General features: G+C 67.2%; 31 protein-coding genes. 10 read left to right on the top strand and 21 right to left on the bottom strand.

What is annotated here, in order from left to right; genetic code table 11:
* The first annotated feature begins 10 nt into the window (after nucleotides 1-10).
* On the top strand, nucleotides 11-562 hold the full coding sequence (locus tag AC1DXX_RS00505; RefSeq protein ID WP_478132200.1) for a DUF924 family protein: 552 nt from the start codon (nucleotides 11-13) through the stop codon (nucleotides 560-562).
* Between the two features lie 2 nt (nucleotides 563-564).
* Here the strand turns inward: AC1DXX_RS00505 and AC1DXX_RS00500 are convergent, their stop codons facing one another.
* Nucleotides 565-1,488, bottom strand: a complete 924-nt coding sequence (locus AC1DXX_RS00500; protein ID WP_478132199.1) for a YihY/virulence factor BrkB family protein — start codon at nucleotides 1,486-1,488, stop codon at nucleotides 565-567.
* Nucleotides 1,489-1,571: 83 nt separating this feature from the next.
* Between AC1DXX_RS00500 and AC1DXX_RS00495 the strand changes: the two genes are divergently transcribed.
* The 3 genes from AC1DXX_RS00495 to AC1DXX_RS00485 are packed head-to-tail and all read left to right on the top strand — an operon-like array spanning nucleotide 1,572 to nucleotide 3,758.
* The gene (locus tag AC1DXX_RS00495; protein WP_478132198.1) at nucleotides 1,572-2,162 is read left to right on the top strand and encodes a chromate transporter; all 591 of its coding nucleotides are present in this window, start codon (nucleotides 1,572-1,574) and stop codon (nucleotides 2,160-2,162) included.
* Nucleotides 2,159-2,758, top strand: coding sequence for a chromate transporter (locus AC1DXX_RS00490; protein ID WP_478132197.1), 600 nt, complete (start codon nucleotides 2,159-2,161; stop codon nucleotides 2,756-2,758). Before AC1DXX_RS00495 ends, AC1DXX_RS00490 begins: the two co-directional genes overlap by 4 nt.
* Nucleotides 2,759-2,792: 34 nt before the next feature.
* The gene (locus AC1DXX_RS00485; protein WP_478132196.1) at nucleotides 2,793-3,758 is read left to right on the top strand and encodes an aldo/keto reductase; all 966 of its coding nucleotides are present in this window, start codon (nucleotides 2,793-2,795) and stop codon (nucleotides 3,756-3,758) included.
* A 10-nt stretch (nucleotides 3,759-3,768) separates the two neighbouring features.
* Here the strand turns inward: AC1DXX_RS00485 and AC1DXX_RS00480 are convergent, their stop codons facing one another.
* Entirely contained in the window at nucleotides 3,769-4,290 is a 522-nt protein-coding gene (locus AC1DXX_RS00480; protein ID WP_478132195.1) for an N-acetyltransferase family protein, read from the bottom strand.
* 40 nt (nucleotides 4,291-4,330) lie between these two features.
* Here AC1DXX_RS00480 and AC1DXX_RS00475 point away from each other — a divergent pair, with 40 nt between their 5' ends.
* The 3 genes from AC1DXX_RS00475 (at nucleotide 4,331) to AC1DXX_RS00465 (ending at nucleotide 6,502) form a co-directional block, all read left to right on the top strand.
* Entirely contained in the window at nucleotides 4,331-4,921 is a 591-nt protein-coding gene (locus tag AC1DXX_RS00475; protein ID WP_478132194.1) for a helix-turn-helix domain-containing protein, read from the top strand.
* A 103-nt stretch (nucleotides 4,922-5,024) separates the two neighbouring features.
* A complete protein-coding gene (locus AC1DXX_RS00470; protein ID WP_478132193.1) occupies nucleotides 5,025-5,195 on the top strand; it encodes a hypothetical protein in 171 nt (56 codons plus the stop codon).
* Nucleotides 5,196-5,302: 107 nt separating this feature from the next.
* Nucleotides 5,303-6,502, top strand: coding sequence for an NAD(P)/FAD-dependent oxidoreductase (locus AC1DXX_RS00465; RefSeq protein ID WP_478132192.1), 1,200 nt, complete (start codon nucleotides 5,303-5,305; stop codon nucleotides 6,500-6,502).
* Nucleotides 6,503-6,509: 7 nt separating this feature from the next.
* Here the strand turns inward: AC1DXX_RS00465 and rlmB are convergent, their stop codons facing one another.
* Genes rlmB through AC1DXX_RS00445 form a run of 4 tightly spaced genes read right to left on the bottom strand, consistent with a single transcriptional unit; the run spans nucleotide 6,510 to nucleotide 9,550 of the window.
* A complete protein-coding gene (gene rlmB / locus AC1DXX_RS00460; RefSeq protein WP_478132191.1) occupies nucleotides 6,510-7,256 on the bottom strand; it encodes a 23S rRNA (guanosine(2251)-2'-O)-methyltransferase RlmB in 747 nt (248 codons plus the stop codon).
* A 34-nt stretch (nucleotides 7,257-7,290) separates the two neighbouring features.
* Nucleotides 7,291-8,271: a hypothetical protein gene (locus tag AC1DXX_RS00455; protein ID WP_478132190.1), complete on the bottom strand. Its 981-nt coding sequence runs from the start codon at nucleotides 8,269-8,271 to the stop codon at nucleotides 7,291-7,293.
* A gap of 4 nt (nucleotides 8,272-8,275) precedes the next feature.
* Nucleotides 8,276-8,785, bottom strand: a complete 510-nt coding sequence (locus AC1DXX_RS00450) for a hypothetical protein (protein ID WP_478132189.1) — start codon at nucleotides 8,783-8,785, stop codon at nucleotides 8,276-8,278.
* 42 nt (nucleotides 8,786-8,827) lie between these two features.
* Nucleotides 8,828-9,550, bottom strand: coding sequence for an ABC transporter ATP-binding protein (locus AC1DXX_RS00445; protein WP_478132188.1), 723 nt, complete (start codon nucleotides 9,548-9,550; stop codon nucleotides 8,828-8,830).
* A 36-nt stretch (nucleotides 9,551-9,586) separates the two neighbouring features.
* Here AC1DXX_RS00445 and AC1DXX_RS00440 point away from each other — a divergent pair, with 36 nt between their 5' ends.
* Nucleotides 9,587-10,219 carry an arylesterase gene (locus AC1DXX_RS00440; protein WP_478132187.1) on the top strand — a complete coding sequence of 211 codons (633 nt, stop codon included), beginning with the start codon at nucleotides 9,587-9,589 and terminating at the stop codon, nucleotides 10,217-10,219.
* A 77-nt stretch (nucleotides 10,220-10,296) separates the two neighbouring features.
* Here the strand turns inward: AC1DXX_RS00440 and AC1DXX_RS00435 are convergent, their stop codons facing one another.
* From AC1DXX_RS00435 to AC1DXX_RS00425, 3 genes are all read right to left on the bottom strand, one after another.
* Nucleotides 10,297-10,500 (bottom strand): hypothetical protein, encoded by a 204-nt coding sequence (locus tag AC1DXX_RS00435; protein WP_055796387.1) that lies wholly within the window; start codon nucleotides 10,498-10,500, stop codon nucleotides 10,297-10,299.
* Between the two features lie 69 nt (nucleotides 10,501-10,569).
* Nucleotides 10,570-11,529 carry a hypothetical protein gene (locus AC1DXX_RS00430; protein WP_478132186.1) on the bottom strand — a complete coding sequence of 320 codons (960 nt, stop codon included), beginning with the start codon at nucleotides 11,527-11,529 and terminating at the stop codon, nucleotides 10,570-10,572.
* 15 nt (nucleotides 11,530-11,544) lie between these two features.
* Nucleotides 11,545-12,738 carry a PLP-dependent transferase gene (locus tag AC1DXX_RS00425; protein WP_478132185.1) on the bottom strand — a complete coding sequence of 398 codons (1,194 nt, stop codon included), beginning with the start codon at nucleotides 12,736-12,738 and terminating at the stop codon, nucleotides 11,545-11,547.
* Nucleotides 12,739-12,774: 36 nt separating this feature from the next.
* Here AC1DXX_RS00425 and AC1DXX_RS00420 point away from each other — a divergent pair, with 36 nt between their 5' ends.
* Both AC1DXX_RS00420 and AC1DXX_RS00415 read left to right on the top strand, forming a co-directional pair.
* Nucleotides 12,775-13,674 carry a helix-turn-helix domain-containing protein gene (locus AC1DXX_RS00420; protein WP_478132184.1) on the top strand — a complete coding sequence of 300 codons (900 nt, stop codon included), beginning with the start codon at nucleotides 12,775-12,777 and terminating at the stop codon, nucleotides 13,672-13,674.
* A gap of 61 nt (nucleotides 13,675-13,735) precedes the next feature.
* The gene (locus AC1DXX_RS00415; protein ID WP_478132183.1) at nucleotides 13,736-14,200 is read left to right on the top strand and encodes a VOC family protein; all 465 of its coding nucleotides are present in this window, start codon (nucleotides 13,736-13,738) and stop codon (nucleotides 14,198-14,200) included.
* Nucleotides 14,201-14,207: 7 nt separating this feature from the next.
* On the opposite strand, the gene AC1DXX_RS00410 is transcribed toward AC1DXX_RS00415, so the two are convergent.
* From AC1DXX_RS00410 to hisS, 12 genes are all read right to left on the bottom strand, one after another.
* Nucleotides 14,208-14,732 carry a phosphoribosyltransferase gene (locus tag AC1DXX_RS00410; RefSeq protein WP_478132182.1) on the bottom strand — a complete coding sequence of 175 codons (525 nt, stop codon included), beginning with the start codon at nucleotides 14,730-14,732 and terminating at the stop codon, nucleotides 14,208-14,210.
* 17 nt (nucleotides 14,733-14,749) lie between these two features.
* The gene (locus AC1DXX_RS00405; protein WP_478132181.1) at nucleotides 14,750-16,081 is read right to left on the bottom strand and encodes an adenylosuccinate synthase; all 1,332 of its coding nucleotides are present in this window, start codon (nucleotides 16,079-16,081) and stop codon (nucleotides 14,750-14,752) included.
* Between the two features lie 22 nt (nucleotides 16,082-16,103).
* On the bottom strand, nucleotides 16,104-17,264 hold the full coding sequence (locus AC1DXX_RS00400; RefSeq protein ID WP_478132180.1) for an ATP phosphoribosyltransferase regulatory subunit: 1,161 nt from the start codon (nucleotides 17,262-17,264) through the stop codon (nucleotides 16,104-16,106).
* 311 nt (nucleotides 17,265-17,575) lie between these two features.
* Nucleotides 17,576-17,764: a DUF2065 domain-containing protein gene (locus tag AC1DXX_RS00395; RefSeq protein WP_478132179.1), complete on the bottom strand. Its 189-nt coding sequence runs from the start codon at nucleotides 17,762-17,764 to the stop codon at nucleotides 17,576-17,578.
* Between the two features lie 15 nt (nucleotides 17,765-17,779).
* Nucleotides 17,780-18,679 carry a protease modulator HflC gene (hflC, locus tag AC1DXX_RS00390; protein WP_478132178.1) on the bottom strand — a complete coding sequence of 300 codons (900 nt, stop codon included), beginning with the start codon at nucleotides 18,677-18,679 and terminating at the stop codon, nucleotides 17,780-17,782.
* Nucleotides 18,680-18,696: 17 nt separating this feature from the next.
* Nucleotides 18,697-20,067, bottom strand: coding sequence for an FtsH protease activity modulator HflK (hflK, locus tag AC1DXX_RS00385; RefSeq protein WP_478132177.1), 1,371 nt, complete (start codon nucleotides 20,065-20,067; stop codon nucleotides 18,697-18,699).
* Nucleotides 20,068-20,141: 74 nt separating this feature from the next.
* Nucleotides 20,142-21,311, bottom strand: coding sequence for a GTPase HflX (gene hflX, locus AC1DXX_RS00380; RefSeq protein ID WP_478132176.1), 1,170 nt, complete (start codon nucleotides 21,309-21,311; stop codon nucleotides 20,142-20,144).
* A 57-nt stretch (nucleotides 21,312-21,368) separates the two neighbouring features.
* On the bottom strand, nucleotides 21,369-21,614 hold the full coding sequence (hfq, locus tag AC1DXX_RS00375; RefSeq protein ID WP_012747311.1) for an RNA chaperone Hfq: 246 nt from the start codon (nucleotides 21,612-21,614) through the stop codon (nucleotides 21,369-21,371).
* Between the two features lie 164 nt (nucleotides 21,615-21,778).
* Nucleotides 21,779-23,122, bottom strand: coding sequence for a ribosome biogenesis GTPase Der (der, locus tag AC1DXX_RS00370; protein WP_478132175.1), 1,344 nt, complete (start codon nucleotides 23,120-23,122; stop codon nucleotides 21,779-21,781).
* A 60-nt stretch (nucleotides 23,123-23,182) separates the two neighbouring features.
* Nucleotides 23,183-24,325, bottom strand: coding sequence for an outer membrane protein assembly factor BamB (gene bamB / locus AC1DXX_RS00365; RefSeq protein WP_478132174.1), 1,143 nt, complete (start codon nucleotides 24,323-24,325; stop codon nucleotides 23,183-23,185).
* 7 nt (nucleotides 24,326-24,332) lie between these two features.
* Nucleotides 24,333-25,025: a YfgM family protein gene (locus AC1DXX_RS00360; RefSeq protein ID WP_478132173.1), complete on the bottom strand. Its 693-nt coding sequence runs from the start codon at nucleotides 25,023-25,025 to the stop codon at nucleotides 24,333-24,335.
* A 6-nt stretch (nucleotides 25,026-25,031) separates the two neighbouring features.
* Complete coding sequence (gene hisS / locus AC1DXX_RS00355; RefSeq protein ID WP_478132172.1) at nucleotides 25,032-26,342, bottom strand: histidine--tRNA ligase; 1,311 nt, start codon at nucleotides 26,340-26,342, stop codon at nucleotides 25,032-25,034.
* Nucleotides 26,343-26,352 lie beyond the last annotated feature (10 nt).

Here is a 26,352-nt window from a genome sequence, read left to right as displayed (position 1 = left end):
GAATGCGGCGATGACTTCCCAAGCCCTCCCTACCGCTCGCGACGTGGCCGATTTCTGGCGCGAAGCCGGCCCCGACCGCTGGTTTGCCAAGAACGACGCATTCGACGCCGAATTCCTCTCTCGCTTCTCGGCCGCCCACCATGCCGCCGCCCGCGGCCAGCTCGACCACTGGACCCACGACGCAGAAGGCACGCTGGCACTTCTGGTGCTGCTCGACCAGTTGCCACGCAACGCCTGGCGCAACAATCCGCACATGCTCGCCACCGATGGCCTGGCGCTGGCCGTGGCGCACAAGGCGGTCGACGCAGGGTTCGACCTGCAGGTCGATGAGGCACTGCGCCGGTTCTTCTATCTGCCCTTCATGCACTCGGAAGTGCTGGACGAACAGGAGCGCTCGGTCGCGCTCAATGCGGCGCTCGACGACAACACGCAGCGCTTTGCCGTGCTGCACCGGGACATCGTTGCCCGCTTCGGCCGCTTCCCGCACCGCAACCGGATGCTCGGGCGCACCTCCACGGCCGAAGAGCGGAAGTTTCTCGAAGAGGGCGGATTCGCCGGATAGCGTCAGCGCTCGTCGTGCGCCAGCGGCACGTCGCGCGTCGGCGAGGGATTCGCATCGATCGCATCCTTCGAGTCCTTCATCGACCCGAAGGTGCGCGCATAGACCCAGGTGAACTCGGCGCCGAGCAGGAAGATCTGCGCCGAGTAATACACCCACACCAGCACCACCACCAGCGAGCCCGCGGCGCCGTAGCCCGAGGCCACGCTGCTCTTGCCGATGTACAGGCCGATCAGGTGCTTGCCGACCGTGAAGAGCAGCGCCGTGACCGCCGCGCCCACCCACACGTCGCGCCATTGCACCCTGGCACGCGGCATGATCTTGTAGATCATCGCGAAGACCACCGTCACCATCGCGAAGCTGAAGACGAAGTTGACGACCTGGGCCGTCGTCTCCCAGGCGCCGAACACCGGCGACCACCACTTGCCGAGCGCTGCCAGTGCCGCGCTGGCCACCAGCGACACCATCAGCAGGAAGCCGATGCCCATGATCATGCTGAACGACAGCAGCCGCACGCGCAGAAGGTTGAAGAGGCCCTTGTTCTTCGTGCGGGCCGGTGCGCGCCAGATGCGGTCGAGCGCATCCTGCAGTTCGCCGAAGACGGTGGTCGCGCCGACCACCAGCAGGCCGATGCCGATCACGGTGGCCACGATGCCTTCGGTCGGCTTGTTGACCGCCTGCAGCATGCCCTGCACCGCCGCGGCGCCCTGCTCGCCCATCAGGCCCGAGAGCTGCGCGAAGATCTCGCCGCGCGCGGCCTCCTGGCCGAAGACCAGGCCGGCCACCGCGATCACGATCAGCAGCAGCGGTGCAATGGAGAACACCGTGTAGTAGGCCAGCGCCGCCCCCATGCTCGGGGCGTAGTCGTTCGACCACGACGCGAAGGCCCGTCTGCAGAGATCGAGAAGCGCGCGGATTTRCATGAGCATGGCATGTTCCTGTTGTATCGCCCGCAGGCATGTCGGCCCGATACCCGGCATGTTGCAGGTCTGCCTACGATAATCGCTCCCACATGCACCCGTCCCCCTCAGGCGCGGCAGCGCCGCCAGACCCTCCGCAACCCCGGTCGCCACGCGACCTTTTTGTTTCATTCACCTGGCTCGCGCTGCAGGGATTCGGCGGCGTCCTCGCCATCGTCCAGCGCGAGATGGTCGAGAAGAAGAAGTGGCTCACGCCCGAGCAGTTCCTCGAGGACTGGGCCGTGGCCCAGGTGATGCCGGGGCCCAACGTGATCAACCTCGGCCTGATGATCGGCGACCGCTACTTCGGCCTGCGCGGCGCGCTCGCCGCCGTGGCGGGCATGCTGACCATTCCCCTCGTCGTCATCCTTGCGCTGGCCGTTCTCTATGCGCACTACGCCACCAACCCGCAGGTGGCCGGGGCCTTGCGCGGCATGGGCGCCGTGTCGGGCGGGCTGATCGCCGCCACCGGGATCAAGCTGCTGCCGCAGTTGCGCAGGCATCCGCTGGGCTTTGCGACCTGCCTGGCGTTCGTGGCACTGGTGTTCGGCGCCATCGCCGGGCTGAAGATTCCGCTGGGCTGGGTGCTGCTGGTGGTGGGCGGCGTGGCCTGCGTCTGGACCTGGCGGAAGATCGCGCCATGACCATCGCCATGCAATGGCACGACTGGCTCGCCCTCTTCGGCCAGTACCTGCTGCTCTCGCTGCTCTCGATCAGCGGCGCCATCACCACGGTGCCCGACATGCACCGCTACCTGGTCGCCCAGCACGGCTGGCTCACCGATGCGCAATTCAGCTCCTCGGTCGCCATCGCCCAGGCCGCGCCCGGGCCCAATGTGCTGTTCGTCGCGCTGATGGGCTGGAACGTCGGGCTCAACGCGGGCGGCGGCATCGGCGCCGGGCCGACGGCCTGGCTGCTCGGCTTCTTCGGCCTCATGGTCACCATGGTCGGGATCATGGTGCCGAGCACCACCCTCACCTACTTCGCCACCCGCTGGGGCCACCGCAACCGCACCCGCCGCGAAGTGCGTGCCTTCAAGCAGGGCATGGCACCGGTGGTGGTGGGCCTGCTGATCGCCACCGGCTGGGTGCTGGCCGCGGGTAACCATGCTGGCAATGCGCCTGCCTGGCACCTGTGGCTGCTGACCGGCGTGGCCGCACTTATCGTCTGGCGCACGCGCATCCACCTGCTCTGGCTGCTTGGGGCCGGTGCGCTGCTCGGTGCGGTGGGCTTCGTTTAACCCCTCCTTCTCATCCTCCTCAGGAAGACTCCTCATGTCGCAACTTCGCCCGCTCGGCCGCTCCGGCCTCCTGGTTTCACCGCTCGCCTTCGGCGGCAACGTGTTCGGCTGGACCGTCGACGAGGCGGCCTCCTTCAAGCTGCTCGATGCCTGGCTCGACGCGGGCTTCAACTTCGTCGACACCGCCGACGTCTACTCGGCCTGGGTGCCGGGGCATACCGGTGGCGAGTCCGAGACCATCATCGGCAAGTGGCTCAAACAGAGCGGCAAGCGCAACCGCGTGGTGCTGGCCACCAAGGTCGGCAAGCCGATGGGCGAAGGCAAGGTGGGCCTGTCGCCCAAGTACATCCGCGAGGCGGTCGAAGCCTCGCTCAAGCGGCTGCAGACCGACTACATCGACCTCTACCAGTCGCACGACGACGACGCCGGCACGCCGCTCGAGGAATCGCTCGGCGCCTTCGATGCGCTGATCAAGGAGGGCAAGGTGCGCGCCATCGGCGCCTCGAACTACACCGCGCCGCGGCTGGCCGAAGCGCTGGACGTGTCGGAGCGCCTTGGCATTGCGCGCTACGAGAGCCTGCAACCGCTCTACAACCTGTATGACCGCGCCGTGTTCGAAGACGCCCTGGAACCGCTGTGCCTGAAGCGCGAAGTCGGCGTGATCAATTTCTATGCGCTCGCGGCCGGCTTCCTGACCGGCAAGTACCGCACCGAGGCCGATGCGTCCAAGAGCGCGCGCGGCGCCAACACGACCAAGAAGTACCTGAACCCGCGCGGCCTGCGCATCCTCGATGCGCTCGACAAGGTGGCGCAGCAGTACAACGCCAAGCCGGGCCAGGTCGCGATCGCCTGGCAGATCGCACGGCCGAGCGTGACGGCGCCCATCGCCAGCGCCACCTCCATCGCGCAGCTCGAGGAGCTGGTGGTCGCGACGCAGCTGAAGCTCGACGCGGGCACCATCGACATGCTCGACCGCGCCAGCGCCGAGACGGCGGCCTGAGCAGCCGCGTCTAACCGTCGACCGGGTTCAGCGGCGTCGCCAGAATCCGCTGGTAGAACGCCACGTCGAGCCAGCGGCCGAACTTGAACCCGGCCTGCTGCACCGTGCCGGCATGCGCGAAGCCCAGCCTTTCGTGCAGCCCGATGCTGCCGGCATTCGCGGCGTCGATGGCACCGACCATCACATGCACGTCCCGCGCGATCGCCTCGGCAACGATCGCCTCCATGAGCGTGCGCCCGAGGCCCGCGCCTCGGTGGCCGGCCTCGACATACACCGAGTGCTCGACCGTGTACTTGTAGGCGGGAAAGGCACGAAAGGTGCCGTAGCTCGCAAAGCCCAGCAGCTTGCCGTTCTCGTCCTCCGCACCGATCACGGGGAACCCGTTGGCGCGCTTGGTGGCGAACCAGGCCACCATGTTCTCGGGCGTGCGCGGCTTGTAGTCGTACAGCGCGGTGGAGGTGACGATGGCTTCGTTGAGGATGGCGAGGATGGCGCCGGAATGGGCTTCTTCGGTGCAGGCGATGAGACGCATGGTGTTTCTCTCGTTCAATATAGGAGAATAATAATCTCATATGAGAAACACTTCATCTCCCTCGGGCGAATCCGACGACAACATCGACGCACTCATTGCCACCCGTTTGCTGGCGCTGCGCCAGGCCAAGGGGCTCAGCCTGGCCGAGCTGGCCGAGTTGTCGGGTGTCAGCAAGGCGATGATCTCGAAGGTGGAGCGCGCGCAGAGCAGCCCCACGGCCGTGCTGCTGGGAAGGCTGGCCGCCGGGCTCGGCGTGTCGCTGGCCCAACTGCTGACCGAGGAAAAGGAAGGCCCTCAAAGGCTTCGCACAAGGGCCGCGCAGGAAGTCTGGCGCGACCCTGAAGCGGGCTACCTGCGCCGCCAGGTTGCAGAGCGCAGCACGGGCAGCGGCGTGGAACTGGTCGAGGTCGAACTGCCGCGCTCGGCGCAGGTCGGCTATCCGCGATGGAGCGGCAAGCCTTACCGCCAATGCCTGTGGATGCTCGAGGGTGCCCTGCGGGTCGACTACGGCGACGAGCGCTTCGAACTGGCGCCCGGGGACTGCCTCGATTTCGGCGTGGACCGGCCGCTGGTCTTCAAGGCATTGGGGCGCACCGCCTGCCGCTACCTGCTCGTGGCCTGCCCGGAATAGCCGCGCGGTAGGCAAGCTCCCACACGCAGAGGCGATTCAGGCCGGTCCGGGCCAGGGGGCCGGCCGGGATACTGCAAGGCATCGCAGCTTCCGGAGGAACCCGATGTCTTTCGTCCTCTACATGATCGGTTTTCTGATCTTCCTCGCCGGCCTCGCCTGGGGTGCCTCGGTGGCCGGCGTTCCCACGCTCTACATCAGTATCGGCGCGCTGATCGTCCTGGGGATCGGCATCTTCAGCGCGGTAGCCCGCACGCGCAGCAAGGATCCGTCCTGACGCGCTGAACCGCGAGTTCACACAGGCTTCACGCCGCACGCACATGGCGTAGCTAACTTCGCATGCGCACCGCAGACCGCGGTGCGCATTGCCTCAGTCAGCTGCCCATGCACTCTTCTTCCAGCTTCTTTTCCCCACTCCCCACTTCATCCGCAGCGCCCTGCCCTGCGCCCGCCTTCGCGACCGGCGGCGGCCTTGCCAACGTCAAGGTGGACCTGCTCGTCGTCGGCGCGAGCTTTGCCGGCCTGGCCTGCGCCCGCGCCGCCGCGCTCGCAGGACTCAGCGTGATGGTGATCGAGAAGAAAGCCAGCGCCGGCGCCAAGCTCCATACCACCGGCATCATCGTCAAGGACGCGGTCGACAGCGTGCCCTGGCTGGCGGAAGTGCCACCCGCGCTGGTGCGGCGCATCGAAGGCGTGCGGCTCTACGCACCCAACATGCGGCACGTCGACCTGCATGCGCCGGGCTACTGGTTCTGGGCCACCGATGCGCCCGCGCTGCTCGACTGGATGGTGGATTCCACGCGGGCCTGCGGCGTCGACGTGCGGCTCGGCACGCTGTTCGAGCAGGCGCTGTGGATGAACGGCCGGTGGGAAGTCCCGGTGGCGCAAGGCCCTTGCATCACGGCCGCCTACATCGTCGGTGCCGACGGCCCGCACTCGCGCGTGGCCAAGGCGCTCGGCCTCTCGCGCAACACGCGCTTTCTCTACGGCGTCGAGCACGAGTACCAGGGCGCGCGCATGGCGCCCGACCTGCTGCATTGCTTCATCGACCGCCAACTGGCGCCCGGCTACATCGGCTGGGCGCTCGAGGGCGTGGGCGTGAGCCAGATCGGGCTGGCGCGCCGCATGGGCCACCACGACGCGAATGCGCTCCGGCTCGCCCCGCTGCTGCGCAAGATCGAGTCGGTGGTGTCGCCGGGCGATGCGCCGCCGGTCGCAGTGCGCGCGGGAATGATTCCCTGCGGCGGCGTGCTGCCGGTGGTGGCGCGCGAGCGGGCGCTGCTGGTGGGCGATGCGGCCGGCATGGTGTCGCCGGTCACGGCCGGCGGCATTCACACGGCTCTGCAGCATGGCGAGCGCGCGGGCGAGGCGGTGGCGCGCTTCGTGCGCGGCGAGGTGGGCGACCCGGCCACCTGGTTCGTGCGCAGCTATCCGCGCTTTCTGCTGAAGCGCTCGCTGCGCTGGGCCTTCGACAACTTCCAGAGCGACTGGATGTTCAACCATCTGCTCGGCACGCCGCAGATGCGGCGCATGGCGGAGCTCGTGTACTTCCACCGCAAGGGTGGAGCGCTGTCGAAGGACTAGCGGGAGATCAGGCGCTGCGCTGCCGCATCGCCTCGTAAAGGCACACACCGCTCGCCACCGAGACGTTGAGGCTCTCGACCGCGCCGGCCATCGGGATGCTCACGAGCTCGTCGCAGGTCTTGCGGGTGAGCTGGCGCATGCCCTCGCCTTCGGCGCCGAGGACCAGCGCCAGCGGGCGCTTCAGGTCGCTCTGGTAGACCGTGCCGGGCGCGTCGTCGCTGGTGCCCACGCACCAGATGCTGCGTTCCTTGAGCTCGTTGAGCGTACGCGCGAGGTTGGTCACCATGAAGTACGGCACCGTCTCGGCCGCGCCGCTCGCCACCTTGGCCACGGTGGCGTTGATGCCGGCCGCATGGTCCTTGGGGGCGATCACCGCATGGGCGCCGGCACCGTCGGCCACGCGCAGGCAGGCGCCGAGGTTGTGCGGGTCGGTCACGCCGTCGAGCACCAGCAGCAGCGGCACGGTGCCGGCTTCTTCGAGGCCTTCGAGCAGCTCGTCGAGCGAGCGGATCTGGGCGACGGGTTCGACGCGCGCCGCCACGCCCTGGTGCCCGTGGCTGCCGCTGAGCTTGGACAGCCGCAGGCCATCGGCCTCGACCAGCCGCACGCCGGCTTCCTGCGCACGCGCGATGAACTGTTTCATGCGCGCATCGCGCCGGCTGGCGTCGAACATCACTTCGAGCACCGATTTCGGCGCGGTCTTGATGCGCACGCCCACGGCATGGAAGCCGAAGATCACTTTGGGGGAAGACATCCCCTGATTATCCCTACCCCCGGGGCCTGGTCCGTCAGGCGATCGGCAGACCGCTGTGAGCACGCGTGCGCTCGTCGTGCAGTGCCTGCACCGCCAGCGCGTTGGGATGCACCCGTTCGCTGTTGCCGACGCTCTCCAGGTACTGGCAGGCGGCATGGCCCTCGGCGGCCTTTTCGTAGCGCGCGATCCAGGCGTCGCGCGCGGGCAGCTTCTCGGGCGACACCGGCCAGACGCCCGGCTGCGGCCGCATGTGCTCGCCGATGCCGATGCGCCAGGGCTTGGCGCTCAGGCGGGCGCGAAAGCAGTTCTGGTTGCGGCACATGCGCGCGTAGACCTTGTCGACGCCCAGCGCCTGGAAGCAGTCGGCCACCGCCATGTCGGCCGGGCTGAAGACATCGTGCATCGCCAGCAAACGGAATCCGGCGGGCGTGCGGTAGACCCGCAGGTGCCAGTCGGGATGCTGGTGTATGAAGCGCCCGATGCGCTCGGCCGCGCGCTTCTCGGGCGCAGGGTTCTTGCTGGCCTCCCCGCGCTTCCTGGCCAGACCGATGCGGTAGGCGACGGCGAAGACCACGAGGGCCGCGATCAGCCCGCCCACCCAGGTCTTGGCGGTCCAGCCGCCGACGATGCCCGCAATCAGCGCCGGCGCCAGCGCAAAGCCGAACACGCTGCCGCGCAGGGGTTCGTCGAAATCGATGTCGACGAACAGCACGTCGGGCGTGTTGAGGCAGCGCGCGCCGTAGCCGTTGCGGGTGATGACGTTGTCGCCCTGCTTCTCGACGATTTCCTCGCGGATCGGCACGCCCTCGGCGCCGTTGTAGGCCAGCTTGCGCTCGCGGCGTTCGAGCTTCTCGCCGCTCGCGATGCGGTCGTAAGCCTCGCGGGTGCGCTGGTCGGCATGGGCCTGTGCGGCGATCGGGCTGTCGTCGGACCAGCCGTAGCGCTTGACGGTGATCTGCTTGCCCGCCACGCGCTCCTGGATGCGGCCCTCGGCCCAGAACTGGGGAACGATCATCGCCTCAGACCTTTCCGCCGAAATACAGCCAGGCCAGGGCCACGACCAGCAGGACGACGACGATCGGCAGCCACTGGCGGCCGCCGTTCGGTACCCGGCCGGGCTCGGCCATCGGGTGGCTCGGCATGCCCGACGGCAAATGGCCGAAGTTGCCCACCGCCGGATTCTCGTGGCTGTCGACCAGCTGCTTGGCGGCGGCCAGGTCCAGGCCGGTGGCTTCGCGCGTGAGGCGGATGGCCTCGATCTTGTTGCCCTGCGCCAGGGCCGTGAGCGCGGCAGGCGGCACCGCGGCGGGGCCGTTGCCCTGCATACCGCCCGCCGCTGCTTCGGGCTCACCGCGGCCCCAGTCGCCCTCCTGCCAGTCCGCAGGCCCCTCCTGCCGGTTGGCATAGCGTTCGACGGCCTCCTTGGCGGACTTCAGATCGAGGCCCGTGCGGTCGCGCACGATCTTGATGGCGTCGATCAGCCTGCCGCGCTCCAGCGCTGCGAGGGCCTCGGGTGGAAGCTTGTCCATGAACCTCTCCTCGTGTTGTTGTTTTGCTATCTATTCGATAGCTCAGGCGGCTTGCTCGACGGTCGATTCGGGCGTTCTTTCATTAAGGACCACGCGCCCGGCCTCGATGGTGATACGGCGCTCGCAACGGGACGCGATGCCGCGGTCGTGGGTGACGAGCACCAGCGTCGTGCCGAGTTCGCGGTTGAGGTCGAACATCAGCTTCATCACCTGCTCGCCGGTGGCGAAGTCGAGGCTGCCGGTGGGCTCGTCGGCCAGCAGCAAGGCCGGCTGGACCACGAAGGCCCGGGCCAGCGCCACGCGCTGCTGCTCGCCGCCCGAGAGCACCTTGGGATAGTGGCCGAGGCGCTGGCCGAGGCCGACGCGGCCGAGCATCTCGGTGGCAGCCTTGCGGGCGTCCTTGCGGTTGGCCAGCTCCAGCGGCAGCATCACGTTTTCGAGCGCGCTCAGGTTGCCGAGCAGCTGGAAGCTCTGGAACACGAAGCCCACGCGCTGGGCGCGCAGGGCGGCGCGTTCGTCCTCGTCGATGGCGAAGATGTCGTCGCCCGAGAGCCTGACCGTGCCGCGCGTGGGCGTATCGAGCCCCGCGATGATCGACAGCAGGGTGCTCTTGCCGGAGCCCGAGGCGCCGACGATGGCGGCGGTTTCCCGCGCCCCCAGGGTGAAATCGATGTCCTGCAGAATGTCCAGCGTGCCGGCCGAATCGGTGACGGACTTGAACACGTGCTCGACGGCGACAATGGCATCAGACGGGGGTTGGGACATGGAAAGGCTTTGGTTTTGAATCGACGTGACTTTATCTTGACCACCGCCGTGCTAGGCAGCGCGGGGACATGGGCGGCCGCGGCGCAAGCCCAGACCACCAGTGCCGGCAAGCCGGTGATCCTGGTGCTGGGCGATTCGCTGAGCGCAGAGTACGGTCTGAAGCGCGGCGAGGGCTGGGTACCCTTGCTGGAAAAAAGGCTTGCGCAGCAGAAGATCGCGGCCACCGTGGTCAACGCCAGCATCAGCGGCGACACCAGCTCGGGCGGACGCGCCCGCTTTCCGGCCCTGCTGGCGCAGCACAAGCCCAGCCACGTGGTGCTGGAGCTCGGTGCCAACGACGCCCTGCGTGGCCTGCCGCTCGCGAACACCGAAGACAACCTGCTGCAGATCACCAAGGCCGCGCAGGCCGCGGGCGCGAAGGTGCTGATCGTCGGCATCCAGGTGCCACCGAACTATGGCGGCGACTACACGCGGCGCTTCGAGGCGGTGTTCTCCAAGGTGGCGAATGCGACCAAGGCCGCGCTCGTGCCCTTCCTGCTCAAGGGCGTGGCCGACGCGCCCGACCCGCTCTCGCTGTTCCAGGCCGACCGCATCCATCCCACGGCCGTGGCGCAGCCGCAGCTGCTGGACAACGTCTGGCCGGAACTTCGCAAGCTGCTGCCCAGGTAAGGCGCAGCGCGGCCCAAGAAAAAGCCGCCGCAGGCGCAGGCCTGCGGCGGCTTCTTGATGGGGACGCCAGGAGCGGATCAACCGTTCTTGGTGGGCAACTCGGGCACCGTGGGGGGATCGCGTTCGAGCGATGCCACGTCGGTCTCCGGGTCTCCGGGGGCCAGACCGTCGCTGCTCGGGCTGAGTTTGCGATTCGCCTTTTCCCGAAGCTTTTCTTCCTTTTTCTTCTTCTTGGCCAGCTCTTTCTGGCGCTTCTCGTAGCCGTAATTTGGTGTTGCCACTGCTTCTCCTTGAGGCGAGACAGTCACGGTGACTGTGCGTGGCCTACTGTAAGCGATAACGGTGCGGTCTCAAGGTGCGGAACCGGGCGGCGTTTCGAACTCGAACACACCTTGCAAACCGGGGTAACGCTGGTGCATGAACCAGCCCATGGCACCGGCGCCGGCCACCATGGCGAGGATGATCGCGACCACCATCCAGCCGACGTGCCGGCCCTGCGGCCAAAGGAATATCACGGCCAGCACCGGCAGCAGCGCCCCCAGGGAGGAAAGCCACATCCAGCGCCTCGGGCCCGGCATGGGCTCCCAGGTTTCGGGGTCGATGCCGGCGTCGATGAATACCTCGGCATCGAAGCGCAGGCGCGGTCGGGGCTGGGTTGCAAGCCGGATCAGTATCGCGCGCAGGAGCGCGGCCCGGTTGCGGAAGCGAAGGACGCGTCCCGCGTCGATGGTCAGGGCCAGCGGCAGCCTGATTTCCGCGGGCCCGGAGCCTCGTGCGGCTTGCTGGAAGACCAGCCGCTTGACGATCGCCTCGCTCGACACGAACTCGGTCTTCACGTCGTACAGGCCAGCGCGCGTGCGGCACACCTCGTGCCAGGCCACGGCTCGCGGCGAGGTCGGGTCGCCCCAGCGCATGCCCTGTGCATCGATCTGGAACAGTCCCTCGCCCACGCGTGAGAACTGGCGCAGCAGAAACCAGAGGCCACCGCCCAGCGCCGCAACCAGCACCAGCCCCACGAGCATGAGGATCGCTTCGTTGCCACGCGCGTTGGACCAGTCATCCTGCAGCACCACCGCAGCGCCGAGCGCCAGCGCAATCAGCGCGAACAGGGCCACCATGCCACCGAGCAGGAGCCGCGTGGTCGTCACGTCCGGCACGCCACTCAGCGGCGCGGCCAGCGACGCCAGTACGTGCGTCGGAACAGTCAGCACGCGCGATGCGACGGCCTCGGACGCTGGCGGTGGAGCCACCGCCACTGCACGCGCGGCAGGCGGCGCGACATGGTGGCTCTTGCGGTGCTTTCTTCCCACTGTGCGCGGCGGGTTCTACATCTGCACCAGTGCCTGCTGCAGGTCGGCCCGCAGGTCGTCCACGTCCTCGAGACCGATCGAAAAGCGCACCAGCGTGCCCTTGTACGGCCAACGCGCCACGCTCGCGTCGCGCATCAGGCCGATGTCGTAGGGAACCACCAGGCTGATCGGCCCGCCCCATGAATAGCCGAGGCGGAACAGCCTCAGGCTGTCGCAGAAACGGTCGACCTGCTCGGTGCTGAAGCGCTCGTCGAACACGACCGAGAACAGGCCCGCGGCCAGATCGGTGGCGCCGCACAGCGCGCGCCAGTTGGCGTGGCCGGGCGAATCTTCCAGCGCGGGGTGCAGCACCTGCGCGATCTCTTCACAGCCGTTGAGCCATCCGGCCAGTTCGCGCGCCGAACGGTCGTGCGCGGCATAGCGCAGCCCGATGCTCGGCAGCGAGCGCAGCAGCGTTTCCACATCCCCCACGCCGATGCCGAAGCCCATGCGCATGTGCGTGAGCTTGAGCGCGCGGTGCAGCCGTTCGTCGCTGGTGACCACGCTGCCCATCAGCACGTCGCCGCCGCCGCTCGGGTACTTGGTGAGCGCGTGCACCGAGATGTCGACACCCTGCCCCGTGCCGTTGAAATCGAAGGGCGCGAAGGCCAGGCCTGCGCCCCAGGTGTTGTCGAGCGCCGTCATCACGCCCCGCGCGCGGCAAACTTCCACCAGCGCGGGCAGGTCCGGAAACTCCATCGTCACCGAGCCGGCCGCTTCGACCCATACCAGCCGCGTGCGGTGCGAGAGCTTGGCCTCCAGATCGGCCGGGTTCATCGCGTCGTACATGCGGTGGGTAATGCCGAAGTTCGCGAGTTCGCCGGTCGCCAGCGCCTTGTTGGGGCCGTAGGCGTTGTCGGGAATCAGCACCTCGTCGCCGGTCTTCAGGAAGGCGAACGAGACCAGCGCGATGGCTGCCAGCCCGCTCGGCACCAGCAGGCATTCGGTGCCGCCTTCGAGCGTGGCCAGGCGCTCCTCGAGGGTGAAGGTGGTCGGCGTGCCGTGCAGGCCGTAGGTGTAGCCGGCCTTGGTCTTCCAGTCGCGTGCGCGCATGGCAGCCACGTCGGCGAAGAACACGGTCGACGCCTTGAACACGCCGGGCTGCGGCGCGGCGAAGGTTGCGGGCGGGGTGTAGGGGTGGTGGATCAGGGTCGTGGAGGGCTTGCTCATGGGTGAATGCTAGCGCGACCGCGCATCCGGGCTCGGATGCTTTTGTCGCGGCTTCCGCCGCACAATGCGCCGATGCAGCTGACGCGGCTCCCTCCCCCTCATTTGCAGCCCTTCGTGAAGCTGTTGTGGGCATCGGCGCCCGAAGGCGAGCCCGCTGAACGCCCGGGCGCGCGCGAGCATGTGCTGCCCACCGGCGGCATGCACCTGGTGTTCCGGCTTTCGGGTCCGCCGCTGAAGCTGTTCGGCGGCCCCGACGACGTGCACGGCCAGACCTGCGGCTACGCGATCGTCGGCGGCGCGCGCGCAGCCTTCTACATGCGCGATGTATCGGTCGCCACCCGATCCGTCGGTGCCCAGCTTCAGCCCGGTGCCGCCCGTGCCCTGCTCGGCGTGCCCGAAGATGCACTGGCCAGCCAGCACACGCCGCTCGATGCGCTCTGGGGCGCGCAGCAGGCCGACGACGCACTCGAACAGATCCATGCGGCGGGCAGCCTCGAACGGCAGCTGGCGGTCTTCGAAGCCCTGCTCGCCCAGCGTGTCATCGATTCGCTGAGCGCCGGCCTGCATGGCCTGCACCCGGCCGTCGCCGCGACGCTCGATCCGCTCGCCCGCGAGAACCCGTCGATCGCCGGACTGGTGACGCGCAGCGGCTACAGCCATCGCCGCTTCATCGCGCTCTTCCGCGGCGCCGTCGGCCTCAGCCCCAAGGAATACGCACGCGTGATGCGTTTCGACCGCGCACTGGCGCTGGCCGCCGACCCGGCGCAGAACTGGGTCGACATTGCGCTCACCGCCGGCTACAGCGACCAGGCGCACCTGAGCCGCGAGTTCTCCGCGCTGGCGGGCATGTCGCCGCAAGCCTGGCGGCAGGCGGGGGCCGCGTCGCCGCGGCATGTGCCGGCAGCCACAACAGGTCAATTTCGTTCAAGACGGTAGCGGCGCGGCGGCCCAGAATYGGCGCCACGACACTGTTCCCTCTCTCTGAAAGGCAACCATCATGGCGATCCACGAACTGTTTCCGTACCTCTGCGTCGACGATGCCGGCGCGGCCATCGACTTCTATTGCGATGTCTTCGAGGTGAAGGAGATCTTCCGCCTCACCGAGCCCAGCGGGCGCATCGGCCACGCGGAACTGGACTTCCACAACGGCGCGATCCTGATGATCTCGGACGAGTTCGCCGAATACGACATCCGCAGCGCCAAGACGCTCGGCGGCAGCGCCGTCACGCTGCACCTGCATGTGGACGATGCCGATGCGGTGGTGGCGCGGGCCGTGGCGGCCGGCGCGACGCTCGACATGGCGCCGCAGGACCAGTTCTACGGCGAGCGCTCGGGGGTTTTTCGCGACCCCTTCGGCCATCGCTGGAACGTGGGCCACAGCATCGAAAAACTGACGCCGGAAGAGATGCAGCGGCGCTACACCGCGATGCTCACTTCCGGCGACGGATCGTGGGGCGGCTAGGGCCCGATCAGACCGACCACTTCTCCAGCAGCTTCTCGGCGCCGAGCGAGTCGTAGCCCTCGAAGGGCTGGTGGATCCACGGGTTGGTCGCCAGGTACTCGACCGAGTAGTCGGGCGTGAAGGTCGACAGCGCCTTGGTCCAGATCACCGCGCTGCGCAGCTCGCTGATCGGCTTGTAGTTGTTGCGCAGCATGTCCATCACCGCATGCAGCGTGTGGCCCGAGTCGGCCAGGTCATCCACCAGCAGCACCCTGCCCGCGATCTCGCCCTTGGGCGTGGTGATGAAGCGGGCGATGTCGAGATGGCCCTGGATCGTGCCGGCATCGGCGCGGTAGGAGCTGGTCGACATGATCGCCAGCGGCTTGTCGAAGATGCGCGAGAGCACGTCGCCCGGGCGCATGCCGCCACGGGCCAGGCACAGGATGGTGTCGAACTCCCAGCCCGACTGGTGCACCTTGATCGCGAGCTTCTCGATCAGGTTGTGGTACTCGTCGTAGCTGACGTAGAGATGTTTGCCGTCTTCGGTCAACATGGTTCTTCTTTTCCTCTTCAGTCGGCCAGGTAAGGGTGGCGCATCATGATCGTGTGGTCGCGGTCGGGGCTCGTGGACACCATGTGGATCGGCACGCCCGTGATCTGCTCGATGCGCTGCAGGTAGAGCCGCGCATTGACCGGCAGCTTGTCGTACTGCGTGACGCCGACGGTGCTTTCGCTCCAGCCTTCGAGGGTTTCGTAGATCGGCGTGCAGCGCTCGATCTCGTCCGCGCCCATCGGCAGGATGTCGGTGGTTTCACCGTCCAGTTCGTAGCCGGTGCAGAGTTCGAGCTTCTCGAGTCCGTCGAGCACGTCGAGCTTGGTGATGCACAGGCCCGACAGGCCGTTGACCTGCGCCGAGCGCTTGAGCAGCGCGGCGTCGAACCAGCCGCAGCGGCGGCTGCGGCCCGTGGTAACGCCCTTCTCGGCGCCCACGGTGCTCATGTGGTAGCCCGGGGTACCCGGCGTGGCCCAGTCGAGTTCCGTGGGGAACGGACCGCCGCCGACACGCGTGCAGTAGGCCTTCGTGATGCCCAGGATGTAGTGCAGCATGCCCGGACCCACGCCGGAACCGGCGGCGGCGTTGCCGGCCACGCAGTTGCTGGAAGTGACGTACGGATAGGTGCCGTGATCGACGTCGAGCAGCGTACCCTGCGCACCTTCGAACAGCAGGTTCGCGCCAGCCTTGTGCGCGTCGTTCAGCTCGCGCGATACGTCGGCCATCATCGGCTTGAGCAGCACAGCGTGGCGCATGGCCTCGTCGAACACGGTGTCGAAGTCGATGGCCGGCGCGCCCAGCACCTGCGTCAGCACGTGGTTGTGCAGGTCGAGCAGCACGCGCAGCTTGGTCGCGAAGCGGTCGGGGTGCTTCAGGTCCTGCACGCGCAGCGCGCGGCGGGCGATCTTGTCTTCGTAGGCCGGGCCGATGCCGCGACCGGTGGTGCCGATCTTCTCGACGCCGCCCTTTTCGCGGTAGGCCTCGCGCGCGATGTCGAGCGCGGCGTGGAACGGCAGGATCAGCGGGCAGGCCTCGCTGATGCGCAGGCGCGAGCGTACTTCGACGCCGGCCTTCTCCAGGCCTTCGATTTCCTCGAACAGCTTGGCGGCCGACAGCACCACGCCGTTGCCGATGTAGCACTTGACGCCGGGCCGCATGATGCCGCTCGGAATCAGGTGCAACGCGGTCTTCACGCCGTTGATGACCAGCGTGTGGCCAGCGTTGTGGCCGCCCTGGAAGCGGACCACGCCCTGGGCGCTTTCGGTCAGCCAGTCGACCAGCTTGCCTTTGCCTTCGTCACCCCACTGGGTCCCGACGACGACCACGTTTCTTCCGGTGGTTACGCTCATGCTCGTTCCATTGCTTAAAAATTCAGATCGTTCGGACATTCCACTGGCCCGCTTGCTCGACAAGCTCGCGGTCGCAATGGAATTCATCGATTTCGCTGCCGTGGCCCGGCAACACGCAGACAACCGTTTCGCCGGCCTTGCGCAGTTGGGCGATGGCCTGGCGCAGTCCGGCCGCATCGCTCCAGGGCGCGCGGATGGCGGCGCGCAGCGGGCGCGCCGGCAGCACGCCGACCAGCTCGCGCACGTCGAGGCTGAAGCCGACGGCCGGACGGTTGCGGCCGAACACGGCGCCCACCTCGTCGTAGCGGCCGCCGCGCACCAGCGCATCGGCGGCGCCCGGCACATAGATGCCGAAGCGCATGCCGCTGTAGTAGGCGTAGCCGCGCAGGTCGGCCAGGTCGAAGCTGATCTGGCGTCCTGCCGTGCCGTTCAAGCCCGCTGCAAGCTGCTTCAGGTCGGCCAGCGCGGCGCCCACGGCCGGCGTGGCCTTCAGGGCCTTGGCCGCCTCGCCGAGCACCGCCGCGTCGCCGTACAGCTGGACCAGCGCACGCAGCCCGTCGCGCGACGCGGCCGGGAAATCCTTGGTGAGCGCATGCAGTTCGCTCGCGTCCTTGGCAGCCAGCGCGGCATGCACGCGGGCGAGCGCTGCGGCATCGACCGGCACGCCGGCAAACAATGCCCGCACGATGCGGGCATCGGCCAGATCGACGATCACGCCGTCGTGYAGGCCGGCGGCGTCGAGGCAATCAAGTGCCAGCAGCAGGGTTTCGGTGTCGGCTTCGAGGCCGGCATGGCCGTAGATCTCGGCGCCGAACTGCAGCGGCTCGCGCGTGGCATGCGGGCGGTCGGGCCGGGTATGGAGCACCGGGCCGCAGTAGCACAGGCGAGCCACGCCGTCGCGGTTCAGCAGGTGGGCGTCGATGCGCGCCACCTGGGGGGTGGTGTCGGCGCGCAGGCCCATGCTGCGGCCGGAGAGCTGGTCGACAAGCTTGAAGGTTTGGAGGTCGAGCGCCTCGCCGGTGCCCGACAGCAACGACTCGAGGTGCTCGAGCAGCGGCGGCATCACCAGCTCGTAGCCATAGCCACGGGCGGTGTCGAGCAGCTGGCGTCGAAGTTCTTCGATGTGGCGCGCCTCGGAAGGCAGCACATCGGCAATGTGATCCGGGAGGACCCAGGCGGACATGGGGATCGGGGGCGTGGTTAAACCGGGATTCTACCGGGACCGCGCCCAGGGTCTGCCGCCAATTAAACGCCTGCGCGCTGGTCCCGCCATGCGGTGGGTGCGCGAAGGGCGACGCAGCCCATGGTCACCCATGGGCAAGCCGGCCGACAAAGCAGACGCCGTATGGCGGGACCAGCCCGGAGGGAGACCCTGCTGCGCGGCGCATTGCGGCGTTGCCCTTCCCTTGCGTAGCGGTGCTACGCGGCGCTCAGGGCGCCTTGCACTGCACCGCGCAGCAGGGTCTCGCGCAGGCGTTTAATTGGCGGCAGACCCTAGCCCAAAACCCAAAGTAGTACCAAGCCCAGCAAGATACTGCAAAGTCCGAAGAAACGGAGCTGGCCGTCGCGCAGCTGCATCAGTTGGCTGAAGCCGCGCCGCCACCCTCCCGGCGACAGGAAAGGCAGGATGCCCTCGATCACCAGGACGAGCGCCAGCGCGCTCCAGAAGGTCTCGGCGCTCACGGCTCCAGGAACCGGCTAGCGGCGGGGAGCGTTGCCCGGTGTGCCGGAGCTTTGCATGGCCCGGAAGAAGTCCGAGGATGGGTCGAGCACCAACACGTCGCTCTTCTTGTTGAAGCTCTGCTTGTAGGCCTCGAGGCTGCGATAGAACTGGGCGAACTGCGGGTCGCGGCCGAAGGCCTCGCTGTATGCCGCGGCGGCCTGGGCATCGCCCTCGCCCTTGATCTTCTGGGCGTCGCGGTAGGCATTCGCCACGATCACTTCGCGCTGGCGGTCGGCATCGGCACGGATCTTTTCGCCTTCGGCCGTACCGGTCGAGCGCAGTTCGTTGGCGACGCGCTTGCGCTCGGCTTCCATGCGGCGGTAGACCGATTCGGTGATGGCTTCCACGTAGTCCACGCGGGTGATCCGCACGTCGACCACATCCACGCCCCAGGGCTTGGCGCCCTTCACCACGCTCAGCACTTCGCGCTGCACGTCGGCCATCAGCGCTTCGCGGCGAACCGAGATCAGGTCGCGCACGGTGCGCTTGTTGATGTTTTCCTGGAAGGCGTTGCGTACCACGCGGTTGAGCTGCATGGCGCCCGCGTTCTCGTCGAGGCCAACGTTGCGGATGTAAGCCTGCGGATCGCTGATGCGCCAGCGCACATACCAGTCGATCACCACGCGCTGCTTTTCGGCGGTGAGCATCGGCTCGGTGTCGATGCTGGACAGCGTCAGGAGGCGCTTGTCGATGTACGACACGTTCTGGAACGGCGGCGGCAGCTTGAAGTTGAGGCCCGGCTCGGTGATGACCTGCTTGATCTGGCCGAGGGCATAGACCACGCCGAACTGGCGCTGGTCGACCACGAAGAGGGTCGAGCTCAGCAGCACGAGCAAGACGAGGATCGACGAGGCGATGAATCCGATTCTGTTCATGTTCTTCCTGGCCTTTTTCAGCGCACGTCACGGTCACGCGAACGACCGTCGCGTGCACGGCTTTCGCCCGTGGGCGGGGCCACCGGAATCACCGACGACTGGGCCGGCGCGGTGCCGGCCACGCTGGGACTGGCGGCATCGACGGGTGTTGCCGCTGCGTTGTTGCCGCTCAGCTGCATGAGCTTGTCGAGCGGCAGGTAAAGCAGGTTGGAGCCTTGCTTGCTGTCGACCAGTACCTTGGTCGTGCTGGCATAGATCTGCTGCATGGCGTCGATGTACATGCGGTCGCGGGTGACCTGCGGCGCCTTCTGGTACTCGGCCAGCACAGCGCCGAAGCGGCCGGCATCGCCCTGGGCCTGCGCGACGATGCGCGCCTTGTAGGCCTCGGACTCTTCCTTGAGGCGCGAGGATGTACCGGAGGCAAGCGGCACCACCTGGTTGGCGTAGGCCTGCGCATCGTTCTTGGTGCGCTCGCGCTCCTGGCCAGCCTTGAGCACGTCGTCGAATGCGGCCTGCACCTGCTCGGGCGGACGCACGCCACCCTGTTGCAGGTTGATGCCGACGACTTCGACGCCGATCTTGTAGCGGTCGAGGATGGTCTGCATCAGTTGCCGCACGCGCGGGGCGATCTGGTCGCGCTCCTCGGCCAGCGCCGCATCCATCTTCATCTTGCCGACCACTTCGCGCACGGAGCTCTCGGCCACCTGCACGATGGTTTCAGCCGGCGACTTGCTCTCGTAGAGCCAGGCTTGCGCATTGCTCAGACGGTACTGCACGGCAAACTTGATCTCGACGATGTTCTCGTCTTCGGTCAGCATGGCCGATTCGCGCAGGCCGGTGGAGCGCACGATCGCGTCGCGGCCCACGTCGGTCGAGCGAATCTGCGTGGTCACCACCACCTCGTGGCGTTGAATGGGGTACGGCAGGCGCCAGTTGAAGCCGGCGTTCACGGTCGACTTGTAGCGGCCGAACTGGGTGACGACGGCCTGCTGGCCTTCGTTCACGATGAAGAAGCCGGTGCCGAGCCAGATCAGGACCGCCACCGCAACCACCAGGCCGAGGCCGAATCCTGCGTTTTTCATGTCGGGCCTGTAGCCACCGCCGCCACCGCCGCCGTTGCTGCCATTGGGACGGTTGCCACCACCCTTGCCGCCGCCGAAGAAGCCGCCGAGCTTGCGATTGAGGTCGCGCCAAAGTTCATCGAGGTCGGGCGGGCCCTGGTTGGGACCCTGGCCGCGGGGGCGATTGCCATTGTTGTTGCCCGAAGGCGGCGGCGTCGGTGCGCCCGGGGGATCGGCATCGGGGGGCCGGTTGCCGGCTGGGCGGTCGCCGTTGGAGGACGACGGCTCGTCGCCGCGACCCCACCGGCCATCGTTCAGGTTGAACATGCCCAGAAACCCTCTCCGCGCTGGCTTTGCATTCATTCGCTTCGTTCTCTTGTCAGTGGCGGGATTGTGCCCAATCACAGGGCAGCATCGTGCAATTCAGTGTCGGCCGCTGGGGTCATCGTATCGGCTACCGAGCCCGACTGCCGGGCCAGTTCGGCGCGCAGCAGCGGAACCCCCTCGCCGCTCTTGGCGCTGAGGAAGATGCGGGGGACCTGCACGCCGTCGATTTCCATCTCGTCCTGCAGATGCAGCGGATGCTGCGCGCTTTCAAGGGCGTCGAGCTTGTTGAATACCAACAGTTGCGGAACGGTGTCGGCGCCGATCTCTCGCAGGACGGTCTGCACCTCGGCCATCTGCTCGGGGTAATGGGGGTTGGCGGCGTCGATCACATGCAGCAGCAGGTCGGCATCGACGGCTTCCTGGAGCGTCGCCTTGAACGCGTCGACCAGGCCATGCGGCAGGTCGCGGATGAAGCCGACGGTGTCGGAGATCGAAACCTGGCGACGCGCATCGCCGAGGTAGAGGTTGCGCGTGGTGGTGTCGAGCGTAGCGAACAGCTGGTCGGCGGCATAGGCGCGCGCCTTGACGAGCGCGTTGAACAGCGACGACTTGCCCGCGTTGGTGTAGCCCACGAGCGAGATGTTGAAGGTCTCGCGCCGCTCGCGCTGCCGGCGCTGCGTGCCGCGCTGCTTCTGCACCTTGGCCAGGCGCTCGCGCGTGCGCTTGATCGACTCGTTGATCATCCGGCGGTCGAGTTCGATCTGCTTCTCGCCAGGGCCACCGCGCACACCCGCGCCACCGGTCTGGCGCTCCAGGTGGGACCAGCGGCGAACCAGCCGCGTGCTGAGGTACTGTAGGCGAGCGAGCTCGACCYGCAGCTTGCCCTCATGCGAGCGAGCACGCTGGGCGAAGATCTCGAGGATGAGGAAGGTGCGGTCGTACACCGCGATGTCGAGCTGGCGTTCGAGGTTGCGCTGCTGCGCGGGACTCAGGGCCTGATCGAAGATGACCTCGCTCGCCTGGTAAAGGGCGGCAAGCTCCTTGATCTCGTCGGCCTTGCCGCTGCCCACGAACAGCGCCGCATCGGGCGCCTTGCGTTTGCATGTGAGACGGGCGACAGGCGTCAGGCCCGCGGTCTGCGCGAGCAGGCCGAGTTCCTCGAGTTCGCTGTCGAAATGGGGCAGCCCGAAATCGACGCCGACGAGAACGGCGGCGCCTTCCTGGCGGGAGATCAGTTCAGACAAGCGGAATCACGAATTGGGAAAAGCGCGACGGAGGGGACTCCGCCGCGCTCCGCGCGATCAGGCTGCGGCGTCGTCGTTCTCGGCAGCCGAGAAGTTGACGGCACGACCCGGCACGATGGTGGAAATGGCGTGCTTGTAGACCATTTGCGTCACCGTATTGCGAAGCAATACGACGTACTGGTCAAAAGACTCGATCTGGCCTTGCAGCTTGATACCGTTCACCAGGTAAATGGAAACCGGCACATGCTCGCGACGCAAGGTGTTCAGAAACGGGTCTTGCAGAAGTTGCCCTTTATTGCTCACGATATTCTCCGTGTTCAAGAGTAGTTGTTGGAGAGATGACCTTAACACAGGGTTTCTGCGCTGCAGCAATCGGGGTCAAAAGCCTTGAGAAAATAACGGTTCTCAAAAGGCGGAACTTCCGATTCAGCTGCAACTCATCGGCCGGCATCGGCGGCCAAGCGGTCTCAGCCGTCCTTGTCCGCAAAAGGATTTTGCGAGCTTTTGAACTGGATCCGCAAGGGCGTGCCCACCAGGTCGAATTCCTTGCGGAAGCGCCCTTCCAGAAAGCGCTTGTAGGCGTCGGTCACGTGCTCCAGCGAATTGCCGTGGATGATGATCACCGGCGGGTTCATGCCGCCTTGATGCGCATAGCGCAGCTTGGGCCGGAACATGCCTCCGCGCTGGGGTGCCTGGAACTGCACCGCTTCCAGCAGCAACCGCGTGAGCACGGGGGTCGACATCTTGCGCGTGGCCGACTTGTGAGCCTGCGCAATCGCCTGCCACACCGGACCGAGGCCCTGGCGCTTGATGGCCGAAATGAAATGYAGCGACGCGAACTTCAGGAACGGCAGCCGGGTTTCGATCTGCCGCTGGATCTGCTCGCGCTGGTAGCTGTCGACCGCGTCCCACTTGTTGATGGCGATCACCACCGCACGTCCGCTTTCGAGGATGTAGCCTGCAATGTGCGCATCCTGGTCGGTCACACCCTGGGTGGCGTCGAGCAGCAGCAGCACGACATTGGCCGATTCGATGGCCTGCAGCGTCTTGACCACCGAGAACTTCTCGATCGCCTCGAACACCTTGCCCTTGCGGCGCAGACCGGCCGTATCGATCAGTTCGAAGCGCTGGCCGTTGCGCTCGAACGGCACCGAGATGGCGTCGCGCGTGGTGCCGGGCATGTCGAAGGCCACCAGGCGCTCCTCGCCGAGCCAGGTGTTGATCAGCGTGGACTTGCCGACATTGGGCCGGCCGGCCACCGCCAGCTTGATGGGCTTGTTGACGTCGTCTTCGTCCGCTTCATCGTCCGGATCGGGCAGGTTCAGCGGCTCGAGCGCCAGCTCGACCAGGTCGCGCATGCCCTGCCCGTGCGCAGCGGACACGCCATGCACGTCGCCAAAGCCGAGTTCGTAGAAATCGACCAGCTTGGTGCCGTCGTGCATGCCTTCGGCCTTGTTGGCCGCCAGCACGCACGGCTTGCCCAGCCGGCGCAGTTCGTTGGCGATGTCGTGGTCTTGCGCAGACAGGCCTTCGCGGGCATCGACCACGAAGATCACCACGTCGGCTTCGGCCACGGCCTGCCGCGTCTGCTTGGCCATTTCCTTGTAGATGCCGCTGCCGGCATCGGGCTCGAAGCCGCCGGTGTCGATCACGATGAACTCGTGCTTGCCCAGGCGACCGTTGCCGTAGTGGCGGTCGCGCGTGAGGCCGGCGAAGTCGGCGACGATGGCGTCGCGCGTCTGGGTCAGGCGGTTGAAGAGCGTCGACTTGCCGACGTTGGGACGCCCGACCAGGGCCACGACCGGCTTCATGGCCGGCCTTTCGATGGCGCGGTTTTCATGGTCAGGCCTTGGGAGTGAGAGAAGAAGAAATTATTCAGGGCGATAGCCAAACACGCCACCCTTGGCAGTCACGACCACGACCGTGTTGCCAGCCAGGACCGGCGCAACGGTGATGGCGGAGCCATCGGGCGTGACACGATTCAGGAGCGCGCCGTCTTCGCGCGAAACGAAATGCAGGGACCCGGTGTCCTCGCCGATGATCAGCGAGCGGCCCACCGCGAGTGGCGAGGTCAGGCCACGGTTCTTGAAGCGGGTCGATTGCCAGGCGCGCTCGCCGTCACCGCGGCGCCAGGCCGTGACGCTGCCGTCGGATTCGGTGCCATAGACAAAGCGCTCATCGCCGCTCACGCCATCCGCACCGGAGGCCGGCTTGCTCCAGACCAGCGTGCCGCKCTGGGTCTCGATACAGCCGACGCTCGCGTAATAGGCGCGTGCGCACAAGCTGTCGCCGAAGCGGCTGACGCTGCCGGTCAGGTCGACCAGGCGCTCCACGTCGTTGGTGCCGCGCGGCGCCGCGATGGGCGATTCCCAGCGCGACGTGCCGTTGGCCGGATTGATGCCGACCAGCCGGCCGCCGATGCCCGCAACCAGGGTGTCGCCCACGGCGATCAGCACGCCCGGCTTCCGGAGCACGAGGTTTTCAGCCGGGCGCTGCTGCAGCCAGAGGCGGCGGCCGCTCTGGCCATCCCAGGCGCTGATGCTGCGGTCGGCGGTCTGCACGAACACGCGGCGGCCTGCGACCAGCGGTGCGGTGAAGGCCTGGGCCGGCAGCTTCTGCTTCCACAGGACCTTGCCGTTCTCGATGGCGACCAGTTCGTTGTTGGTGGTGACGACGGCAGCCAAGGCGCCGTCGCTGCCGACGCCTGCCGCCAGCGTGGCGCCTGCGTTCGCACGCCAGGCTTCACGACCGGCGCGGGCGTCGATGGCGACCACCGTGCCGTCGCTGCCTGCCACGGTCACGGTGTCGCCGCTGACATCGGTGGTGAGCGGGAAGCTGACTTCCGAAATGCGCACGCTCCAGGCCTGACGCACGCCGAGCAAGGCGGGGTTGGCGGGCAGTTCGGCCGGCTTCGGCTTGCCGGTACCCGAGCAGGCGGCCAGGAACGCTACCAAAACAAGAGCAGAACCCGCACGCAGGGCGGTCGATTCAGGCATGAAACGCTTGAAATTCATGATGCGGTCAGGAAGTTTTGGTGGCTGCAGGTGTAACGGTGATCGTGGGCGCCAGGCTCTTCGGGTCGACACCGACCGCGTTGAGCTTGATCTCGACCAGGCGGCGGTAGTCGGAGGCCGCGCCGAAGCCGGTCCAGGCCTTGCGGTACTCGGCCTGGGCCTCGTCGCGCTTGCCCTGCGCCATGTAGATGTCGCCCTTGCGATCGGCCACCAGCGGTTCGAATTCCTTGGGCACCTTGCCGTCGAGTTGCTTCAGGGCTTCGTCGTACGACTTGCCATCGAGCAGTTCGGCCGCGAGCCGCAGCTTCGCGATGGCCTGGTAGCCCGGATCGACGGCGTTCTGCGCCACCCAGCCCAGCGCAGCGCGCGATTCCTCGGGCTTGCCCTTCTCGTACAGCGTCTTGGCGACCAGCAGGCCCGCCTGCTGCGCGTAGGCGGTACCGGCGAAGCGCTCCTTCATGTCGCCCAGCACGCGCTGGATGCGCTCGACGTCGCCGGACTGCGCGCTGCGCTCGACCTCGTCGTAGAGGGCCGCGGCCTGCGCAGCCTTGCTGCGCTGGAAGTACTGCCAGCCGTTCCAGGCCACGAAGGCGCCGGCGACAAGCAGCACGACCCAGGTGATCAGGGTGCCGTAGGTGTTCCAGAAATGCTTGAGCTGGTCGAGCTGTTCCTGTTCGTCGAGATCGAGATGGGTTGCCATGCGCTGTCAGATGTTGGGAGCCGGCGATTGTAGGGTGGCGGCCCAGGTGGCCACTTCGGCAAGCGGCCGGGCAGTTTGCGCGCCGCTTCCGTCACGCAGCGACTTGAGAGTCACTTCGCCGCGTGCAAGTTCATCGGCGCCGAAGATCAGGGCGTAGGTGGCGCCGCTGTTGTCGGCTCGTTTGAACTGCGACTTGAAGCTGCCGAGGCCGTCGACCGTGGCGGCGTGCATCTGCACGCGAACACCGGCATCGCGCAGTTGCTGCAGCGTGCGCAGCACCACCGGCATCGCGGACACATCGGGCACGACAGCATAGACATCGGGCACCGGCACCGGGATCTGGGTGCCCTGCTCCTTCATCAGGTCGAGCACACGCTCCACGCCGATGGCCCAACCCACCGCCGGCGCCGGCTTGCCACCGATCTGCGCGATCAGGTCGTCGTAGCGGCCGCCTGCGCACACCGTGCCCTGCGAGCCGAGACGGTCGGTCACGAACTCGAACACGCTGAGGTTGTAGTAGTCGAGACCGCGCACCAGCCGGGGGTTGATGGTGTAGGCCACGCCATTGGCGTCGAGGATGGCCTTGAGCCCCTCGAAGTGGGCCAGCGATTCGGCGCCGAGGAAGTCGATCAGCTTCGGCGCCGACTCGACCACGTCCTTCATCGCCGGGTTCTTGGTGTCGAGGATTCGCAGCGGGTTGCTGTGCAGCCGGCGCTTGCCGTCCTCGTCGAGCTTGTCGGCGTGCTTCTCGAAATGGGCAATCAGCTGGGCGCGATGTTGTGCGCGCTCGGCGGGTTGCCCCAGGCTGTTGAGCTCGAGACGGACATCGGTCAAGCCAATGATCTTCCAGAGCGCATTGGCCAGCAGGATCAGTTCTGCATCGACATCGGGTCCGGCAAAACCGAGCGCCTCGGCGCCGATCTGGTGGAACTGGCGGAAGCGTCCGCGCTGCGGCTTCTCGCGCCGGAACATCGGGCCGATGTACCAGAGGCGCTTGCCTCCGTCGTAGAGCATGTTGTGCTCGATCACCGCACGCACCAGGCCGGCAGTGTTCTCGGGGCGCAGCGTCAGGTGGTCGTTGTCGCCGTACTTGTCCGAGCGGTCATGGAAGGAGTACATCTCCTTCTCGACGATATCCGTCACCTCGCCGATGCCGCGCACGAACAACGCCGTGTGCTCCAGGATCGGCGTGCGGACGTTGCGGTACGCAAAGCGCCCCATCAGGTCGCGCACGGTGGCCTCGAGCCACTCCCAGCGCGCCGATTCGGGCGGCAATATGTCGTTCATGCCTTTGACGGCATTCAATTTTTCAGCCATGAGTCTGCGG

The sequence above is a fragment of the Variovorax sp. P4_B10 genome, assembly GCF_056402375.1.
Note: the sequence above shows the minus strand (reverse complement) of the source record. Positions and strands in the feature narration are given on the sequence as shown.

Excerpts from the sequence above, each read along its gene's own strand:
- AC1DXX_RS00450 (WP_478132189.1), bottom strand. The coding sequence starts at position 8,785 with ATGGACAAGCTTCCACCCGAGGCCCTCGCAGCGCTGGAGCGCGGCAGG.
- hflK (WP_478132177.1), bottom strand. The coding sequence starts at position 20,067 with ATGTTCAACCTGAACGATGGCCGGTGGGGTCGCGGCGACGAGCCGTCG.
- AC1DXX_RS00425 (WP_478132185.1), bottom strand. The coding sequence starts at position 12,738 with ATGAGCAAGCCCTCCACGACCCTGATCCACCACCCCTACACCCCGCCC.
- AC1DXX_RS00465 (WP_478132192.1), top strand. The coding sequence starts at position 5,303 with ATGCACTCTTCTTCCAGCTTCTTTTCCCCACTCCCCACTTCATCCGCA.
- AC1DXX_RS00405 (WP_478132181.1), bottom strand. The coding sequence starts at position 16,081 with ATGAGCGTAACCACCGGAAGAAACGTGGTCGTCGTCGGGACCCAGTGG.
- AC1DXX_RS00470 (WP_478132193.1), top strand. The coding sequence starts at position 5,025 with ATGTCTTTCGTCCTCTACATGATCGGTTTTCTGATCTTCCTCGCCGGC.
- AC1DXX_RS00480 (WP_478132195.1), bottom strand. The coding sequence starts at position 4,290 with ATGCGTCTCATCGCCTGCACCGAAGAAGCCCATTCCGGCGCCATCCTC.
- AC1DXX_RS00490 (WP_478132197.1), top strand. The coding sequence starts at position 2,159 with ATGACCATCGCCATGCAATGGCACGACTGGCTCGCCCTCTTCGGCCAG.
- AC1DXX_RS00410 (WP_478132182.1), bottom strand. The coding sequence starts at position 14,732 with ATGTTGACCGAAGACGGCAAACATCTCTACGTCAGCTACGACGAGTAC.
- AC1DXX_RS00360 (WP_478132173.1), bottom strand. The coding sequence starts at position 25,025 with ATGGCAACCCATCTCGATCTCGACGAACAGGAACAGCTCGACCAGCTC.
- hflC (WP_478132178.1), bottom strand. The coding sequence starts at position 18,679 with ATGAACAGAATCGGATTCATCGCCTCGTCGATCCTCGTCTTGCTCGTG.
- hisS (WP_478132172.1), bottom strand. The coding sequence starts at position 26,342 with ATGGCTGAAAAATTGAATGCCGTCAAAGGCATGAACGACATATTGCCG.
- AC1DXX_RS00485 (WP_478132196.1), top strand. The coding sequence starts at position 2,793 with ATGTCGCAACTTCGCCCGCTCGGCCGCTCCGGCCTCCTGGTTTCACCG.
- AC1DXX_RS00415 (WP_478132183.1), top strand. The coding sequence starts at position 13,736 with ATGGCGATCCACGAACTGTTTCCGTACCTCTGCGTCGACGATGCCGGC.
- AC1DXX_RS00495 (WP_478132198.1), top strand. The coding sequence starts at position 1,572 with ATGCACCCGTCCCCCTCAGGCGCGGCAGCGCCGCCAGACCCTCCGCAA.
- AC1DXX_RS00455 (WP_478132190.1), bottom strand. The coding sequence starts at position 8,271 with ATGATCGTTCCCCAGTTCTGGGCCGAGGGCCGCATCCAGGAGCGCGTG.
- AC1DXX_RS00475 (WP_478132194.1), top strand. The coding sequence starts at position 4,331 with ATGAGAAACACTTCATCTCCCTCGGGCGAATCCGACGACAACATCGAC.
- AC1DXX_RS00420 (WP_478132184.1), top strand. The coding sequence starts at position 12,775 with ATGCTTTTGTCGCGGCTTCCGCCGCACAATGCGCCGATGCAGCTGACG.
- rlmB (WP_478132191.1), bottom strand. The coding sequence starts at position 7,256 with ATGTCTTCCCCCAAAGTGATCTTCGGCTTCCATGCCGTGGGCGTGCGC.
- AC1DXX_RS00505 (WP_478132200.1), top strand. The coding sequence starts at position 11 with ATGACTTCCCAAGCCCTCCCTACCGCTCGCGACGTGGCCGATTTCTGG.
- AC1DXX_RS00445 (WP_478132188.1), bottom strand. The coding sequence starts at position 9,550 with ATGTCCCAACCCCCGTCTGATGCCATTGTCGCCGTCGAGCACGTGTTC.